Source organism: Streptomyces sp. NPDC104106 (assembly GCF_055584345.1).
The window spans coordinates 70560-86139 of record NZ_JBVJMF010000001.1; the positions used below are offsets into that span (position 1 = coordinate 70560).

Annotated in this window: 14 protein-coding genes and 2 pseudogenes; 10 read left to right on the forward strand and 6 right to left on the reverse strand. The window is 73.0% G+C overall.

Annotated features, from left to right (window positions below; genetic code table 11):
- Window positions 1–441: 441 nt before the first annotated feature.
- The 5 genes and pseudogenes from cbiT to cobC all read left to right on the forward strand — a co-directional run.
- Window positions 442–1206, forward strand: a pseudogene (gene cbiT / locus ACZ60X_RS00340) (precorrin-6Y C5,15-methyltransferase (decarboxylating) subunit CbiT); the annotation flags it as partial.
- Complete coding sequence (cobJ, locus tag ACZ60X_RS00345; protein WP_469591733.1) at window positions 1203–2903, forward strand: precorrin-3B C(17)-methyltransferase; 1701 nt, start codon at window positions 1203–1205, stop codon at window positions 2901–2903. The pseudogene cbiT and the gene cobJ, both read left to right, overlap by 4 nt.
- Entirely contained in the window at window positions 2900–3490 is a 591-nt protein-coding gene (locus tag ACZ60X_RS00350; protein WP_469591734.1) for a precorrin-8X methylmutase, read from the forward strand. Before cobJ ends, ACZ60X_RS00350 begins: the two co-directional genes overlap by 4 nt.
- Window positions 3487–4425 (forward strand): sirohydrochlorin chelatase, encoded by a 939-nt coding sequence (locus ACZ60X_RS00355; protein ID WP_469591736.1) that lies wholly within the window; start codon window positions 3487–3489, stop codon window positions 4423–4425. Before ACZ60X_RS00350 ends, ACZ60X_RS00355 begins: the two co-directional genes overlap by 4 nt.
- On the forward strand, window positions 4415–5470 hold the full coding sequence (gene cobC, locus ACZ60X_RS00360) for an Rv2231c family pyridoxal phosphate-dependent protein CobC (RefSeq protein ID WP_469591738.1): 1056 nt from the start codon (window positions 4415–4417) through the stop codon (window positions 5468–5470). The genes ACZ60X_RS00355 and cobC overlap by 11 nt, the downstream gene beginning before the upstream one ends.
- A gap of 515 nt (window positions 5471–5985) precedes the next feature.
- On the opposite strand, the gene ACZ60X_RS00365 is transcribed toward cobC, so the two are convergent.
- The 6 genes and pseudogenes from ACZ60X_RS00365 to ACZ60X_RS00390 all read right to left on the reverse strand — a co-directional run bounded on the left by ACZ60X_RS00365 (window position 5986) and on the right by ACZ60X_RS00390 (window position 10185).
- Complete coding sequence (locus ACZ60X_RS00365) at window positions 5986–6216, reverse strand: MmyB family transcriptional regulator (RefSeq protein WP_469591740.1); 231 nt, start codon at window positions 6214–6216, stop codon at window positions 5986–5988.
- A 1-nt stretch (window position 6217) separates the two neighbouring features.
- Window positions 6218–6448 (reverse strand): annotated as a pseudogene (locus tag ACZ60X_RS00370) (SCO1860 family LAETG-anchored protein); the annotation flags it as partial.
- A 157-nt stretch (window positions 6449–6605) separates the two neighbouring features.
- The gene (locus ACZ60X_RS00375; RefSeq protein WP_469591742.1) at window positions 6606–7697 is read right to left on the reverse strand and encodes an amidohydrolase family protein; all 1092 of its coding nucleotides are present in this window, start codon (window positions 7695–7697) and stop codon (window positions 6606–6608) included.
- Between the two features lie 18 nt (window positions 7698–7715).
- Window positions 7716–8510 (reverse strand): amino acid ABC transporter ATP-binding protein, encoded by a 795-nt coding sequence (locus ACZ60X_RS00380; RefSeq protein WP_469591744.1) that lies wholly within the window; start codon window positions 8508–8510, stop codon window positions 7716–7718.
- Window positions 8507–9340, reverse strand: coding sequence for an amino acid ABC transporter permease (locus tag ACZ60X_RS00385; protein ID WP_469591746.1), 834 nt, complete (start codon window positions 9338–9340; stop codon window positions 8507–8509). The genes ACZ60X_RS00380 and ACZ60X_RS00385 overlap by 4 nt, the downstream gene beginning before the upstream one ends.
- A complete protein-coding gene (locus ACZ60X_RS00390; RefSeq protein ID WP_469591748.1) occupies window positions 9337–10185 on the reverse strand; it encodes a transporter substrate-binding domain-containing protein in 849 nt (282 codons plus the stop codon). Before ACZ60X_RS00390 ends, ACZ60X_RS00385 begins: the two co-directional genes overlap by 4 nt.
- Before the next feature lie 170 nt (window positions 10186–10355).
- Here ACZ60X_RS00390 and ACZ60X_RS00395 point away from each other — a divergent pair, with 170 nt between their 5' ends.
- The 5 genes from ACZ60X_RS00395 (at window position 10356) to thpD (ending at window position 15533) form a co-directional block, all read left to right on the forward strand.
- Window positions 10356–11465, forward strand: coding sequence for a pyridoxal-phosphate-dependent aminotransferase family protein (locus ACZ60X_RS00395; protein WP_469591750.1), 1110 nt, complete (start codon window positions 10356–10358; stop codon window positions 11463–11465).
- 887 nt (window positions 11466–12352) lie between these two features.
- Complete coding sequence (gene ectA / locus ACZ60X_RS00400) at window positions 12353–12859, forward strand: diaminobutyrate acetyltransferase (RefSeq protein ID WP_469591752.1); 507 nt, start codon at window positions 12353–12355, stop codon at window positions 12857–12859.
- A 51-nt stretch (window positions 12860–12910) separates the two neighbouring features.
- Window positions 12911–14182, forward strand: coding sequence for a diaminobutyrate--2-oxoglutarate transaminase (gene ectB, locus ACZ60X_RS00405; protein WP_469591754.1), 1272 nt, complete (start codon window positions 12911–12913; stop codon window positions 14180–14182).
- Between the two features lie 46 nt (window positions 14183–14228).
- Entirely contained in the window at window positions 14229–14633 is a 405-nt protein-coding gene (locus tag ACZ60X_RS00410; protein WP_469591756.1) for an ectoine synthase, read from the forward strand.
- A 6-nt stretch (window positions 14634–14639) separates the two neighbouring features.
- Entirely contained in the window at window positions 14640–15533 is an 894-nt protein-coding gene (gene thpD / locus ACZ60X_RS00415) for an ectoine hydroxylase (protein ID WP_469591758.1), read from the forward strand.
- The last annotated feature ends 47 nt before the right edge of the window (window positions 15534–15580 follow it).

A 15580-nucleotide genomic window follows, 5' to 3' on the forward strand; every position in this document is an offset into this window, starting at 1 on the left:
ACCGACACCGCGCCCCGCCGGCCCGGGCCGCCGACCGCACCCGCGTCCGGCCGGCCCGCATCGCCACGGACACCGGACACCACCTGCGGCGAACCCATGCCCACACCCGCGCCCGCGCCCACCGAGCCATCCGCCGCGCCCGCACCCGGACCCGGCCTGGCGGAGCCGACAACCGACCCCGCGCCCGGACCCATGGAACCGACAACCGACACCGCGCCCCGCCGGTCCGGGCCGCCGACCGCACCCGCGTCCGGCTGGCCCGCATCGCCACGGACACCGGACACCACCTGCGGCGAACCCATGCCCACACCCGCGCCCGCGCCCACCGAGCCACCCGCCGCGCCCGCACCCGGACCCGGCCTGGCGGAGCCGACAACCGACCCCGCGCCCGGCCGGCGTGAGCCCGGTGTTCCCGGGCCGGAGGCCGCGGCGCGCCCGGTGCTCGGCCGGGTGCTCGTCGTCGCGTCCGGGCTCGGTACCGCGGAGGAGCGCGTCGAACGGGTCACGCTCGCCGAGGCGGCCGTCCGGGACTGGGGCGGGCAGGTCAGCGTGGTGCTGTGCCTCGACGGGACACGTGCGCTCGGCGGGGTGCGGACGATCGCCGGGGCGCCGGCCGGGCCGGCCGGATGGGCCCTGGACGAGGACGCGTTCGCGCACCGCGACTCGATGATCACCAAGTTCGAGGTGCGGGCGCTCGCCCTGGCCCGGCTCGGGCCGCGCCTCGGCGACCTGGTGTGGGACGTGGGCGCCGGCTCGGGCTCGGTGGCGGTGGAGTGCGCGCGGCTCGGCGCGGCCGTCGTCGCCGTCGAGAAGGCGGCCGACGGGGTCGAGCGGGTCCGGGCCAACGCCCGTGCCCACGGCGTCGACGTGGCCGTGGTGCACGGCTCGGCGCCACGGGCGCTGGACGGACTCGACGACCCCGATGCGGTGTTCGTCGGCGGAGGCGGCCGGGAGCTGCCGGACATCGTCGGCGCCTGCGCGCGGCGCGCGCGGCGGACCGTCGTCGTCGCCATGGCCGCGCTCGACCGGGTGCCGGCGGCGCGCGCCGCGCTCACGGCCGCCGGGTTCGCCTGCGACGGCGTACTGCTGCAGTCCTCGCGACTGGCACCGCTGCCCGGGGACGTGACCCGGCTCGCGGCCACCAATCCGGTTTTTCTGCTCTGGGGCGTGCGAACCCCGGTATCGAGTAAGGGAGTTGACGAGTGATCGGCCTCATTTCCGCCACCGCGGCGGGGGCGGCGGCGCGAGACCGGCTGGCCGCGGCGTGGCCGGAGCGGACGCGGGTGTACGAAGGCGGCGTCGCCGAGGCGGTGCGGTCCGCGTTCGCGGAGTGCGAGCAGCTGGTCTGCTTCCTCGCCACGGGCGCCACCGTACGCCTGCTCGCGCCGCTGCTCGGCGACAAGAGCACCGACCCGGGCGTGGTGTGCGTGGACGAGGGCGGCCGGTACGCGGTCTCGCTGGTCGGCGGACACGAGGGCGGCGCCAATGAACTCGCCCGCCGAGTGGGAGAGTTGCTGGGCGCGGAACCCGTGGTGACGACCGCGACCGACTCCGTCGGGCTGGCGGGACTGGACACGCTCGGGCTGCCGTACGAGGGCGCGGTGGCCGCGGTCTCGCGTGCCCTGCTGGACGGCGAACCGGTCGCGCTGGAGGCCGAGACGGCGTGGCCGCTGCCGCCGCTGCCCACCTCGCCCCAGGGGGCGTACACCGTGCGGCTCACGGACCGGGCCGTGGCTCCCGGCGAGCGCGAGGTGCTGCTCAGGCCGCCGTCGCTGGTGGTCGGGGTCGGCGCGTCCAAGGGGGCGCCGGCGCGGGAGGTCCTCGGGGTGATCGAGGACGCGCTGCGGGAGGCGGGGCTGTCGCCCCGGTCCGTCGCGGAACTGGCCACCGTGGATGCCAAGTCGGCGGAGCCCGGCATCGTCGCGGCCGCCGAGCGGCTGGGCGTGCCTGTGGTGACGTACTCCGCCGAGGAGCTGGCGGCCGTCGAGGTGCCCAACCCGTCCGAGGCACCGCTCGCGGCCGTCGGCACCCCGTCGGTCGCGGAGGCGGCCGCGCTGGTCCGGGGCGGTGAACTCCTCGTGCCCAAGCGGAAGTCGGTGCGCGCCGACGGGCAGCCCGCCATGGCGACGTGTGCCGTGGTGCGGCGGCCGGGACGCGGGCGGCTCGCGGTGGTCGGCCTCGGGCCCGGCGCCCGCGACCTGCTCACCCCGCGGGCCGCGGCCGAACTGCGGCGCGCCTCGGTGCTGGTGGGGCTCGACCAGTACGTCGACCAGATCCGCGACCTGCTGCGGCCCGGCACCCGGGTGCTCCAGTCGGGACTCGGCGCCGAGGAGGAGCGGGCCCGAACGGCCGTCGCCGAGGCACGCAAGGGGCACGCGGTGGCGCTGATCGGCAGCGGGGACGCCGGTGTGTACGCGATGGCCTCCCCGGCGCTCGCGGAGGCGTCCGACGACATCGACGTGGTCGGGGTGCCCGGGGTGACGGCCGCGCTGGCCGCCGGGGCGATCCTGGGCGCGCCGCTGGGCCACGACCACGTGTCCATCAGCCTGTCCGACCTGCACACGCCGTGGGAGGTCATCGAGCGGCGGGTGCGGGCGGCGGCCGAGGCGGACCTCGTCGTCACCTTCTACAACCCGCGCTCGCGGGGCCGGGACTGGCAGCTGCCGAAGGCGCTCGCGATCCTCGCCGGGCACCGCGAGCCGACGACGCCGGTCGGTGCCGTGCGCAACGCGTCCCGGCCGGACGAGTCGAGCCGGGTGACCACGCTCGGCGCCCTCGACCCGGCGACGGTCGACATGATGACCGTCGTGACCGTGGGCAACACCGCGACCCGGATCATCGCGGGCCGCATGGTGACCCCGCGCGGCTACCGCTGGCAGACGTCACAGCAGGAGGCCGAGTGAACCGCGTCGTCCACCCCATCGAGCAGGAGTCCTTCCGGCGGCTGCGTGCCCGGCTGGACACCTCGCACTTCCCTCCGCTGACCCGGGCGGTCGTGGAACGGGTCATCCACTCCGCCGCCGACCTGGACTACGCGAGCGACCTCGTGACCGACGAGGACGCGCTGGTGAGGGCGCATGCCGCGCTGCACGCCGGGGCGCCGGTCGTCGTGGACGTGGAGATGGTCGCCGCCGGCATCACCCGGCGCGAGACCGTGTGCCGGCTCAGGGACGCCACGTCCGGCCCGGGCCTGACCCGCTCCGCCCACGCGATCCGGCTGGCGTACGAACAGGTCGGGCCCGGCGCCCTGTGGGTGATCGGCTGTGCGCCGACCGCCCTGGAGGAGCTGCTCACCCTGGACGCCTCCCCCGCGCTCGTCATCGGGCTGCCCGTCGGCTTCGTCGGGGCGGCCGAGTCCAAGGCCGCGCTGCGCGAGAGCGGGCTGCCCGCCGTGAGCAACGTGTCCGAGAAGGGCGGGTCGGCGGTGGCCGCCGCCGCGCTCAACGCCCTGCTGTACCACCCCACTTCATCCGAGGAGACCCCCCAGTGACCACCCCGCCGCCCGCCCTGCTCATCGCCGGTCACGGGACCCGGGACGAGGCCGGAGCCGAGGCGTTCCGCGACTTCGTGCAGGAGCTGGCCCGCCGCCGCCCCGAACTGCCCGTCGCGGGCGGCTTCATCGAGCTGTCCCCGCCGCCGCTCGGCGACGCCGTGACCGAGCTGGTCGAGCGGGGGGTGCGGCGGTTCGCCGCGGTCCCGCTGATGCTGGTGTCCGCCGGGCACGCCAAGGGCGACATCCCGGCCGCGCTGGCCCGCGAGAAGGAACGGCACCCGGGGATCTCGTACAGCTACGGCCGCCCGCTCGGCCCGCACCCGGCGCTGCTGGGCGTGCTGGAGCGGCGGCTGGACGAGGCGCTCGGGACGTCCGCGCGCGGCCCCGAGGACCGGGCCGATGTGACCGTGCTGCTGGTCGGGCGCGGCTCGACCGACCCGGACGCCAACGCCGAGGTGCACAAGGCGGCGCGGCTGCTGTGGGAGGGGCGCGGGTACGCCGGTGTGGAGACGGCGTTCGTGTCGCTGGCGGCGCCGGACGTGCCGAGCGGTCTGGACCGGTGCAAGGCCCTGGGGGCGCGCAGGATCGTGGTCCTCCCCTACTTCCTGTTCACCGGCATCCTGCCGGACCGGGTACGGCAGCAGACCGAGGGCTGGGCCGCCGCGCACCCTGAGGTCGAGGTGCGCTCCGCCGACGTGATCGGGCCCGAGCCGGAGCTGCTGGACCTGGTGATGGAGCGGTACGAGGAGGCGGTCAAGGGCGATCTGCGGATGAACTGCGACTCGTGCGTGTACCGGATCGCGCTGCCCGGCTTCGAGGACAAGGTGGGGCTGCCGCAGCAGCCGCACTTCCACCCGGACGACGACGGCCACCACCACGGGCACGGACACGGCCACCACCACGGGGGGCATCCGCACAGCCATGCGCACTGAGGACACCGGGCACGATCTGCGGCATCACGGCGACGCCGAGGTGCGGGACGACGGCTCCGCGCTGGTCGACCTCGCCGTCAACGTGCGCGCGGACACTCCCCCGGCCTGGCTGCGGGAGCGGATCGCCGCGTCGCTGGGCTCGCTCGCGGCCTACCCGGACGGGCGGGCCGCTCGGGCGGCGGTGGCGGCGCGGCACGGACTGCCGGTGGAGCGGGTGCTGCTGACGGCGGGGGCGGCGGAGGCGTTCGTCCTGCTGGCCCGCGCCCTGAAGGTGCGCCGGCCCGTCGTCGTGCACCCGCAGTTCACCGAGCCGGAGGCCGCGCTGCGGGACGCCGGGCACACCGTGGACCGGGTGCTGCTGCGCGAGGCGGACGGGTTCCGCCTGGACCCGGGAGCGGTGCCGGAGGGGGCCGATCTGGTGGTGGTCGGGAACCCGACCAATCCCACGTCGGTCCTGCACCCGGCGGAGACGGTCGTCCGACTCGCCCGCCCGGGGCGGACCCTGGTGGTCGACGAGGCGTTCATCGACGCGGTGCCGGGCGAGCGGGAGTCGCTGGCCGGGCACATGGACGTCCCCGGGCTGGTCGTGCTGCGCAGCCTGACCAAGACCTGGGGCCTGGCCGGGCTGCGGATCGGCTACGTGCTGGCCGCGCCGGAGATCATCGCGTCGCTGGAGCAGGCCCAGCCGCTGTGGCCGGTGTCCACCCCGGCCCTGGCGGCGGCGGAGGCGTGTGTGGCGCCGCGGGCGCTGGCCGAGGCGGGGCACGCGGCGCACCGCGGCGCCGGGGACCGGGCGCATCTGGTCGCGGGCCTCGCCGCGTTCGCCGACCGGGGCGTACGGGTCGCCGGTCCGGCCGAGGGGCCGTTCGTACTGGTCCGCATGCCGGGGGCGGCCGCGGTGCGACGCCGACTGCGCGAGCTGGGCTACGCGGTGCGCCGGGGTGACACGTTCCCGGGGCTCGGCGAGGAGTGGGTACGGGTGGCGGTACGGGACCGGGCCACGGTGAACGGGTTCCTCGCGGCCCTGTCCGTCGCGCTTCCGTAACCGGAGCGGCCCCGCCTCACCGGCACAGTCGGACCGGGTCGGCTCGGCGCAACCGGCACCGCCCGGCTCGGACAGGTTCGGCCGACCGCGCCCGGCCAGCTCCGGCAGGTTCGGTCGGCTCTCTCGGCCCGGCGGGAACCGGCCGGCTCTGTCGGCCCGCTCGGATCGGCCGGCCCGGCGGGGCCCGGCCTGGCCCGGCCTGGCCCGGCCTGGCCCGGACAGGATCGGTGGGCCCGGCAGGGCTCGGCGCTGTCAGCTCGGTCGGCACGGCCCAGCGCGGCTCGCTCGCCCCGGTTGTCCGGTCAGCCCAGCCCGGCCCGGCGCAACCAAAACCAGCCCGGCACGGCGCGGCCCGGCGTAACCAGGACCAGCCCGGCACGGCCCGGCCCGGCGCAACCAAAACCAGCCCGGCACGGCGCGGCCCGCTGCGGTCGGCCGGCGCGCGTGGCCCGGCGTAGTCAGGCCCGGCGATGCGCGGCGCGCCCCGGCCGGGGAGGCGAGGCCGGGCGGGGCGGCTACGAGATCGCCCTGAGTCCGCCCCGGGTCCGTGCCCTCAGTTCCGCGACCGCCTCGTCCGTCGCCTCGTCCGCCGGCAGGTGGACCACGATCTGCTGGCCGTCCGCCGTCGCGTCCAACGTCTCGCGGGTGAACCGGAGTTCGCGTCCCGTCGGGTGGCTCAGCCGCAGCACCCCCCGCTGCGGCACCACATGGCGGTTCAGGCGGCTCGTGGACTCCGGCCCCGCCACCGGCGCGCGGCGCCTGGACCTCGTTGAGGGAGGCGGCGAGCGGGACGTCGACGGTCTTGTCGAGCAGGGACACGTCGAGCCCGGTGCGCAGGACGACGGCGGAGGCGCGGCCCTGGCCGCCGGTCGCGTGCGCGGCGCCCGCGCCGAGGACGGCGGGCGCCGCGGCGAGTGCGGTGACCGTCGCCGCGGCGGCGAGACGGCGCGCGGGCATGCGGAAGTTTTCGCTGTTCAAGGTGGTGGGACCCCCAGAAGGCACATGCTTGGGACCCGTCAACCTTGTACGCGGTACGAGTGAACGGTCAGCGTTCCCCGGTTACTTCACTCGATCGAGCCGTTTCAGCACGTCTCTTCGAATCGTGAAGCACACGCGTTCCCTTGGGGCCGGTCCGTCACTGCACGATCCGCCCGTTCAGCACCACCCGCTGCGGTGCCGTCAGCACCCGTACGTCCGCGCGCGGATCGGTCTCGTACACCACCAGGTCTGCCGGGGCGCCCTCGTCCAGGCCGGGACGGCCCAGCCAGGTGCGGGCGCCCCAGGCCGTCGCCGACAGGGCGGCCACCGGCGGGATGCCGGCGGTGACCAGCTCGGCGACCTCGGCGCCGACCAGGCCGTGGGCCAGCGAGCCGCCGGCGTCCGTGCCGACGTAGACCGGGACCCCGGCGTCGTAGGCGCCCCGCACGGTGTCGTAGCGGCGCTCGTGCAGCCGGCGCATGTGCGCGGACCAGCGCGGGAACCTGGTCTCGCCGCCGGCCGCGAGCTGCGGGAAGGTGGCGATGTTGACGAGGGTGGGGACGATCGCGACACCCCGCTCGGCGAAGAGCGGGATCAGCTCGTCGGTCAGGCCGGTGGCGTGCTCGACGCAGTCGATGCCCGCCTCGACCAGGTCGCGCAGGGAACTCTCGGCGAAGCAGTGCGCGGTGACGCGGGCGCCGAGCCGGTGGGCCTCGGCGATGGCGGCCTCGGCGGCCTCACGCGGCCAGCAGGCGGACAAGTCGCCGAGGTCGCGGTCGATCCAGTCGCCGACGAGCTTGACCCAGCCGTCGCCGCGCCGCGCCTCCTGGGCGACGTAGGCGACCAGTTCCTCGGGCTCGATCTCCCAGGCGTAGTTGCGGATGTAGCGGCGGGTGCGGGCGATGTGCCGGCCGGCCCGGATGATCTTCGGCAGGTCGGCCCGGTCGTCGATCCAGCGGGTGTCGGAGGGCGAGCCGGCGTCCCGCAGCAGCAGGGCGCCCGCCTCCCGGTCGGTGAGCGCCTGCTTCTCGGCCGTCCCGGCGTCGACCGGGCCGTGTGCGTCCAGGCCGACGTGGCAGTGCGCGTCGACCAGTCCGGGCAGCGCCCAGCCCTCGACGGTGGTGACGTCCCGGGCCCCGGCGGGGCGGTCGTAGGCGATCCTGCCCCCGACCACCCACAGCTCGTCGCGGACGTCCTCGGGCCCGACGAGGACCCGCCCCTTCACGTGCAGCACGGCACCATCGCTCATGTACTGCACCTTAGTGAGCTACTGCCCGGACCCGCCCACCTGGTCGGAGGTCTCCTCCTCCACCTCGGCCATCGCCGGGTCGAGCAGCCGGGACAGGAAGTGGCGGGTGCGCTCGTGCCGCGGGGCGCCGATGACCTGGTCCGGGGTGCCGTCCTCGACGATCACGCCGCCGTCCATGAAGACGACCCGGTCGGCGACCTCGCGGGCGAAGGTCATCTCGTGTGTGACGACCATCATGGTCATGCCCTCCCGGGCGAGCCGGCGCATCACCGCGAGGACGTCCCCGACCAGTTCCGGATCGAGCGCGGAGGTCGGCTCGTCGAAGAGCATCACCTCGGGGCCCATGGCGAGGGCCCGGGCGATGGCCACGCGCTGCTGCTGGCCGCCGGAGAGCGAGGACGGGTACGCCTCCGCCTTCTCGGCGAGGCCGACGCGGGCCAGGTTCTCGGCGGCGACCTCGGCGGCGCTCGCCTTGTCCCGGCCGAGGACCCGGCGCTGGGGCAGGGTGAGGTTCTCGGTGACGCTGAGGTGCGGGAAGAGGTTGAACTGCTGGAAGACCATGCCGATGCGGCGGCGTACGGCGTCGATGTCGACGTCCGGGTCCGTGATCTCGGTGCCGCCGACGAAGACCTGGCCCCCGGTGGGCTCCTCCAGCAGGTTCACGCACCGCAGCAGCGTGGACTTGCCGGAGCCGGAGGGGCCGATGACGCAGACGACCTCGCCCTGGCCGATCTCCAGGTCGATGCCGCGCAGGACGTGGTTGTCGCCGAAGGACTTGTGCAGGTCCCGTACCTGTATCTCCGGGTGGGTCACCGGATCGCCTCCTGCTGCTTGGACTCCATGCGGCGCACGACGTAGCTGAGCGGGATGGTGACCAACAGGTAGCACAGGCCCGCGACGAGGATCGGCGTGGAGTTGGCGGTCGTGCTGGCCAGGTCGCGGCCGAACTTGGACAGTTCCCGCTCCTCCAGGGTGACGCCGAGGAACAGCACCAGCGAGGAGTCCTTGAAGAGCAGGACGAGTTCGTTGGTGAGCGGCGGCAGGATGATCCGGAAGGCCTGCGGGACGATGATGGAGATCATGGCCTTGGCGGGCGAGAAGCCCAGCGAGCGGGCCGCCTCCATCTGCCCCTTGGGCACGGCCTGGATGCCGGCGCGGATGGTCTCCGCCATGTACGCGGCAGAGACCAGGCCGAGCGCGAGGGCGACCTTGCCGTAGGTGCCGCCGGGGATCTCCGTGCCCGGGAAGGCGAGCGGGACGGCCACGCCGACGAAGATGAAGATCAGCAGGGCGGGCAGGCCGCGGAAGATCTCGATGTAGATCGTCGCGAGCCAGCGGTACGGCCCCACGGAGGACAGCCGCATCAGCGCGATGACCATGCCGAGGACCAGTCCGACGACGAAGCCGGACAGGGTGTAGAGCACGGTGTTCTTCAGCGCCAGCGTGATGACGTCGGGGAACATCTGCCGGGCGATGCCGCCCTGGGCGAACTGGTTCTGCAGCCGGCCCCAGTCCGCCGTGACCGCGAAGGCGAGCACGGCGGCGACGAAGACGACGTACTGCGCGCCCCGGGACACGGCGCGCTTCTGACGGCGCGTCAGGCCCTTCTTCTTCGGCTGGAGTCGTGTGTCCGTGTCGGTCATGAGGCGGCCGGGGAGGCGACGGAGGCGTCGTACGGGCCGATCCACTGCTCGTAGATCTTCTTGTAGCTGCCGTCGGCCTTGGCGTCCTTGAGGGCCTTGTTGATGGCGTCCAGCAGGGGCTTGTTGCCCTTCTTGACCGTGAAGCCGTACTGCTCGCCGGTCTTGAGGTTGTCGACGACCTTGAACTTGTCCGCGTTGGCCTTGTCCTTCAGCCAGCCCTGGACGACCGGGTAGTCGATGACGACGGCCTGGACCTGGCCGGTGCGCAGGCCGTTGAGGACCGCGTCGGAGGACTCGAAGGAGATCGGGTCGTAGCCCTTGCTCTTGGCGTAGTCCTCGCCGGTGGTCTGCGCCTGGGAGCCGAGCTTCTTGCCCTTGGCCTTGAGGTCGGCGAGCGAGGTGACGCCGCTGCTCTTGTCGACCAGGACGGCCTGGGTGGCCTCGAAGTACGGGTCGGAGAAGTCGACGTTCTTCTTGCGCTCGGGCGTGATCGTCATGCCGGCGGCGGCCAGGTCGCACTCGCCGGAGTTCAGGAAGGCGCCGGTCTTGAAGTTCTCGAAGGGCGTGTCGAGGATCTGCTGCTTCACACCGAGGTTCTTGGCGACGAGGTCGATCAGGGAGACGTCGAAGCCCTGCACCTTGCCGCCCACCTCGGACTGGAACGGCGGGTACGGCAGGTGCGTGCAGGTGGTCAGCTGACCGGCCTTGACGACGTGGACGCCCTTGACGGTGGCACCGCTCCCCCCGCTGCCGCTCGAGGAGCAGCCGGCGACCACGAGGACCAGCCCGGCGGTCGCGGCGGTGGCAGCCAGGAGGCGGGAGCGGCGCCCGAAGAACGTTTTCATGGGGGGTGATCTTCTCTGTGGGGGAACTTTGAGTTCCGATTATAAGGATCGGTTTGAGTCTCTCAAATCAAACCGATGGTTACGAAGGCGTTGCACCTAAGATCGATGGAGTCGCCCGCCGCCGATCCCGCCGAACCCCGGGAACGAAGAAGAAGAGAGAGATCACCGCCGTGACGCACCCCCTCCTCGACCTGCCCCCGCTGAGCGCCGAGCGCTTCGCCGCCATCGAGGACGGGGTGGCCCGGCTGCTGGGCACCCGCCAGGACGTGCTGATCACCCAGGGCGAGGCGCTGCTGCCCCTGGAGGGCGCGATCCGCGCGGCGGCCGGTCCGGGCACGGTGGCCCTGAACGTGATCACCGGCCCCTACGGGCAGACGTTCGGTGACTGGCTGCGCTCCTGCGGCGCGACCGTGCACGACGTCTCGGTCCCCTTCCACACGGCGGTCACGGCCGGGCAGATCCGCCGGGCGTTCGCCGAGCACCCCGGCATCGACTTCGTCTCCCTCGTCCACGCCGAGGCGGCGACCGGCAACACCAACCCGGTCGCGGAGATCGGCGAGGCGGTACGGGAGCAGGGCGCGCTCTTCTACCTGGACGCGGTCGCCTCCGTGGGCGCCGAACCGGTGCTGCCGGACGCCTGGGGCGTGGACCTGTGCGTGATCGGCGCGCAGAAGGCGATGGGCGGCCCGGCCGGTGTGTCGGCGATCTCGGTGAGCCAGCGGGCCTGGGCGCGGATGGCGGCCAACCCGAACGCGCCGCGCCGCTCCTACCTGTCCCTGCTGGACTGGAAGGAGCGCTGGATCGACGCGGGCCGCACGGTGCTGCCGCACGCCCCGGCCCAGCTGGAGATGCTGGCGCTGGAGGCGTGCCTGGAGCGGATCGAGTCGGTGGGGCTCGACACGGTGATGGCGCGGCACCGCGGCGCCGCGCTGGCCACGCGGGCGGGTGCGTCGGCTCTCGGGGCGGGCCTGGAGCCGTACGTGTACGAGGAGAAGGACGCGGCGCCGGTCGCCACGACGCTGCGGGTCCCGGCGGGCGTGGTGGCCTCGGACGTGGTGGCCCGGGCGCTGGAGAGCGACCCCGGGCTGCCGCTCGCCGCCGGTGGCGGTGCGCTGGCCAAGGAGATGATCCGGGTGAACCACTACGGGGCAAACGCCACGCCGGAGACGGTCCAGGACTCGCTCACGGCCCTGGGCGCCGCGCTCGCCGAGCACGGCCTGTCCGTGGACCCGGAGGCCGCCCGGCGGGCCGTCGCCACGGCGTGGGCGCAGGGGCGTTAGCCCTCAGCTACTTCGCGGGGCGTCCCGAGACCCTGTCGAACGGCCGGGTCCGCGCCGCACCACCCACGAGCCCGGCCGCCCGCGCCCGGGCGAGGAGAGCTCCCTCGGTCCGCCACCACTCCCGCTCGGCCCCGACCGGCAAGGCCCCGGGGCGACCACCGCACACGGGCGCGCGGCTCCGCCACCAGAATCCGGCGTCCGCGCGGCGGCATGGGACGCCCGGCTGGGAAGGGCCTTCTTCGGCACGGCCGCGGTGCCGTTCGAGCGGCAGGAGGCTCGACCCGCAGGCGGCGTCGGGAAGCTCGCCGGACAGGGCCGCCTGCCGGTGTCCTGCCGCCGCCATGGGGACACCCCAGGCGCCGCGGACCCTCCCCGACGGTCGCCGCGTTCCCCTCATGACGGGACCGGAGCCGCCCGTACCGGAGAGCCGGCCGGCCTTCCACCGGGGCACGCTGGAGCTGAAGTGCCGGGGCTGGGGGACGCGCAGGTGCGCAGGACCTCGGCGGAGCCGTCGGCGCTGACGCCCTCGGCCTCGTGCGGCGTCCCGCCGAGGCTTCAGGAGGCCCTGACGGCCATGCCGACATTCCGCGGGAAGGAATCGACGGAATCGCCGGGGCCTGAATTCAAGGCGATTTCACAATTCTCTCCTATTTCCCGGACGACAGCTTCCCATCTTCTTCTGCCCGCTTTTTTCGAGCCTAAACCGGGGACTTTTCCAACGTGTTTCCAGCGCACCCTCGGCGGTTTCCGAGCTGTGACACACTCCACAATCTCTTTGATTTGTCCCGATTCACCCTGGGGCAAACAGGACAAATCACGGTTCTCTCTGTGCAGCCCACCCGCGGCGGCCGTGCATTTCCTAATTCACCTCGCTAAATTCGTGCCGCATGACTGCCGCACCCGCAGACCTGCTCATCGACCAGCCGGTGGTGACCGACGGAGCCGCGCTCTGGCGTATCGCCAAGGATTCGAAAACCCTCGACCTGAACTCCTCGTACAGCTATCTGCTGTGGTGCCGGGACTTCGCCGGCACCTCGGCGGTGGCGCGCGGTGCGGACGGGGAGCCGGTCGGATTCGTCACCGGCTACGTGCGGCCGGACCGCCCGCACACCCTGCTCGTCTGGCAGGTGGCCGTCGACTCCGCCCACCGCGGTCTCGGCATCGCCGCCGCGCTGCTGGACGGGCTGGTCGCCCGGCTGGCCGCCGAGCGCGGCGTCACCGGCGTGGAGACCACCATCACCCCCGGCAACACGGCCTCCGAGCGGCTGTTCACCTCGTTCGCCGACCGGCACGGGGCACGCCTCGAACGCGAGGTGCTGTTCCCGGCCGAGATGTTCCCCGACGGCCCGCACGATCCCGAAGTCCTTTACCGCATCGGCCCGTTGACCCACTGACCGACCCGACCGACTTCACCGACCACCTCGCCCACTGAGGAGCGATTCACCGTGACCATCACCCAGCCCGACCTCAGCGTCTTCGAGACCCTCGAGTCCGAGGTGCGCAGCTACTGCCGCGGCTGGCCCACGGTCTTCGACCGCGCGCAGGGCAGCCGGATGTACGACGAGGACGGTCATGCCTACCTCGACTTCTTCGCCGGGGCCGGCTCACTCAACTACGGCCACAACAACCCCGTACTCAAACGGGCGTTGATCGACTATCTGGCGCGTGACGGGGTGACCCACGGCCTGGACATGTCGACCACTGCCAAACGGGCCTTCCTCCAGGCCTTCCAGGACCTGGTGCTGCGCCCGCGCGACCTGCCGTACAAGGTCATGTTCCCGGGGCCGACCGGCACCAACGCCGTGGAGTCGGCGCTGAAGCTGGCCCGCAAGGTCAAGGGCCGGGAGGCGATCGTGTCGTTCACGAACGCCTTCCACGGGATGTCGCTGGGCTCCCTCGCCGTCACCGGCAACGCCTTCAAGCGGGCCGGCGCCGGCATCCCGCTGGTGCACGGCACGCCGATGCCGTTCGACAACTACTTCGACGGCACGGTCCCGGACTTCCTGTGGTTCGAGCGGCTGCTGGAGGACCAGGGCTCGGGGCTGAACAAGCCGGCCGCGGTGATCGTGGAGACCGTGCAGGGCGAGGGCGGCATCAACGTGGCCCGGCCCGAATGGCTGCGCGCACTCAAGGAGTTGTGCGAGCGGCAGGACATGCTGCTGATCGTCGACGACATCCAGATGGGCTGCGGCCGCACCGGCGCGTTCTTCTCCTTCGAGGAGTCGGGCATCACGCCGGACATCGTCACCGTCTCCAAGTCGATCAGCGGCTACGGCCTGCCGATGTCGCTGTGCCTGTTCCGGCCCGAACTGGACGTCTGGGAGCCGGGCGAGCACAACGGCACCTTCCGCGGCAACAACCCCGCGTTCGTCACCGCGACGGCGGCCCTGGAGACGTACTGGACCGACGGCTCGGCGATGGAGAAGCAGACCCGCGCCCGCGGCGAGCAGGTCGAGCAGGCGCTGATCTCGATCACCGAGGAGAACCTCGCCGACGTCAAGGAGTACCGCGGCCGCGGGCTCGTGTGGGGCATGGAGTTCCACGCGAAGGAGCGGGCCGGCCGGATCGCCCGGCGGGCCTTCGAACTCGGGCTGCTGATCGAGACGTCCGGACCCGAGGGCGAGGTCGTCAAGCTGCTGCCGGCCCTCACCATCACGCCGGACGAGCTGGACGAGGGCCTGCGGATCCTCGCCCGCGCCGTCCGCGAGACCGCCTGACGAGCACGTCGGCGAAGAGCACTCAGCAAGGAGGAGACACAGCACCGTGATCGTGCGATCGTTCAAGGACATCGAAGGCACCGACCGGCATGTGAAGGCCAGGTCCGGCACCTGGGAGAGCAAGCGCATCGTCCTCGCCAAGGAGCGGGTCGGTTTCTCCCTGCACGAGACCATCCTGTACGCCGGTACGGAGACGTCGATGTGGTACGCCAACCACATCGAGGCCGTCGTCTGCACCAAGGGCGAGGCCGAACTCACCGACCACGAGACCGGGACGTCGTACACGATCACGCCCGGCACCATGTACCTCCTCGACGGCCACGAGCGGCACACGCTGAAGGTCAAGGAGGACTTCCACTGCCTGTGCGTGTTCAACCCGCCCGTGACCGGACGGGAGGACCACGACGAGAACGGCGTCTACCCGCTGCTCACCGAGCCCGAGGAGGTGTGACACACGATGACCACCGCCACCGTGACCGACCTGTACCCCAGCCGCGGCGCCACCGAGGTGGCCGTCCCCCGGCAGGACCCGGTCGTCTGGGGCTCCCCGGACACGCCGGGCCCGATCCCGACCGGCGACCTGCAGGCGTACGAGCGTGACGGCTTCCTCGCGATCGACCAGCTGATCACGCCCGACGAGGTCGAGGTCTACCGCCGGGAGCTGGACCGGCTGGTCGGCGACCCGGCGATCCGCGCCGACGAGCGCTCGATCGTGGAGCCCAAGTCCCAGGAGATCCGCTCGGTCTTCGAGGTGCACCGGATCAGCGAGGTGTTCGCGAAGCTGGTGCGGGATCCGCGCGTGGTCGGCCGGGCCCGGCAGATCCTCGGCTCGGACGTCTACGTCCACCAGTCGCGGATCAACGTCAAGCCCGGTTTCGGCGCCAGCGGCTTCTACTGGCACTCGGACTTCGAGACCTGGCACGCCGAGGACGGTCTGCCGCACATGCGCACGGTGTCCGTCTCGATCGCGCTGACCGAGAACTACGACACCAACGGCGGCCTGATGATCATGCCGGGCTCGCACCGGACGTTCCTGGGCTGTGCCGGTGCCACGCCCGAGGACAACTACAAGAAGTCCCTCCAGATGCAGGACGCGGGCACGCCGTCCGACGAGGCGCTGACCAAGATGGCGAGCGAGTACGGCATCAAGCTCTTCACGGGCCGGGCCGGCTCGGCGACCTGGTTCGACTGCAACTGCATGCACGGCAGCGGGGACAACATCACCCCCTTCCCGCGCAGCAACGTGTTCATCGTGTTCAACAGCGTCGAGAACGCGGCGGTGGAGCCGTTCGCGGCGCCGGTGCGGCGCCCCGAGTTCATCGGCGCGCGGGACTTCACGCCGGTGACGTGACCGCCGGCGTACCTCGCTGAACCGCGGGCCGGGGGCCTCCCGTGCGG

Coding starts and splice junctions, on each gene's coding strand:
- ectA (WP_469591752.1), top strand. CDS start 12,353: ATGACTGCCGCACCCGCAGACCTGCTCATCGACCAGCCGGTGGTGACC.
- ACZ60X_RS00375 (WP_469591742.1), bottom strand. CDS start 7,697: ATGAGCGATGGTGCCGTGCTGCACGTGAAGGGGCGGGTCCTCGTCGGG.
- thpD (WP_469591758.1), top strand. CDS start 14,640: ATGACCACCGCCACCGTGACCGACCTGTACCCCAGCCGCGGCGCCACC.
- cobC (WP_469591738.1), top strand. CDS start 4,415: ATGCGCACTGAGGACACCGGGCACGATCTGCGGCATCACGGCGACGCC.
- ACZ60X_RS00385 (WP_469591746.1), bottom strand. CDS start 9,340: ATGACCGACACGGACACACGACTCCAGCCGAAGAAGAAGGGCCTGACG.
- ACZ60X_RS00390 (WP_469591748.1), bottom strand. CDS start 10,185: ATGAAAACGTTCTTCGGGCGCCGCTCCCGCCTCCTGGCTGCCACCGCC.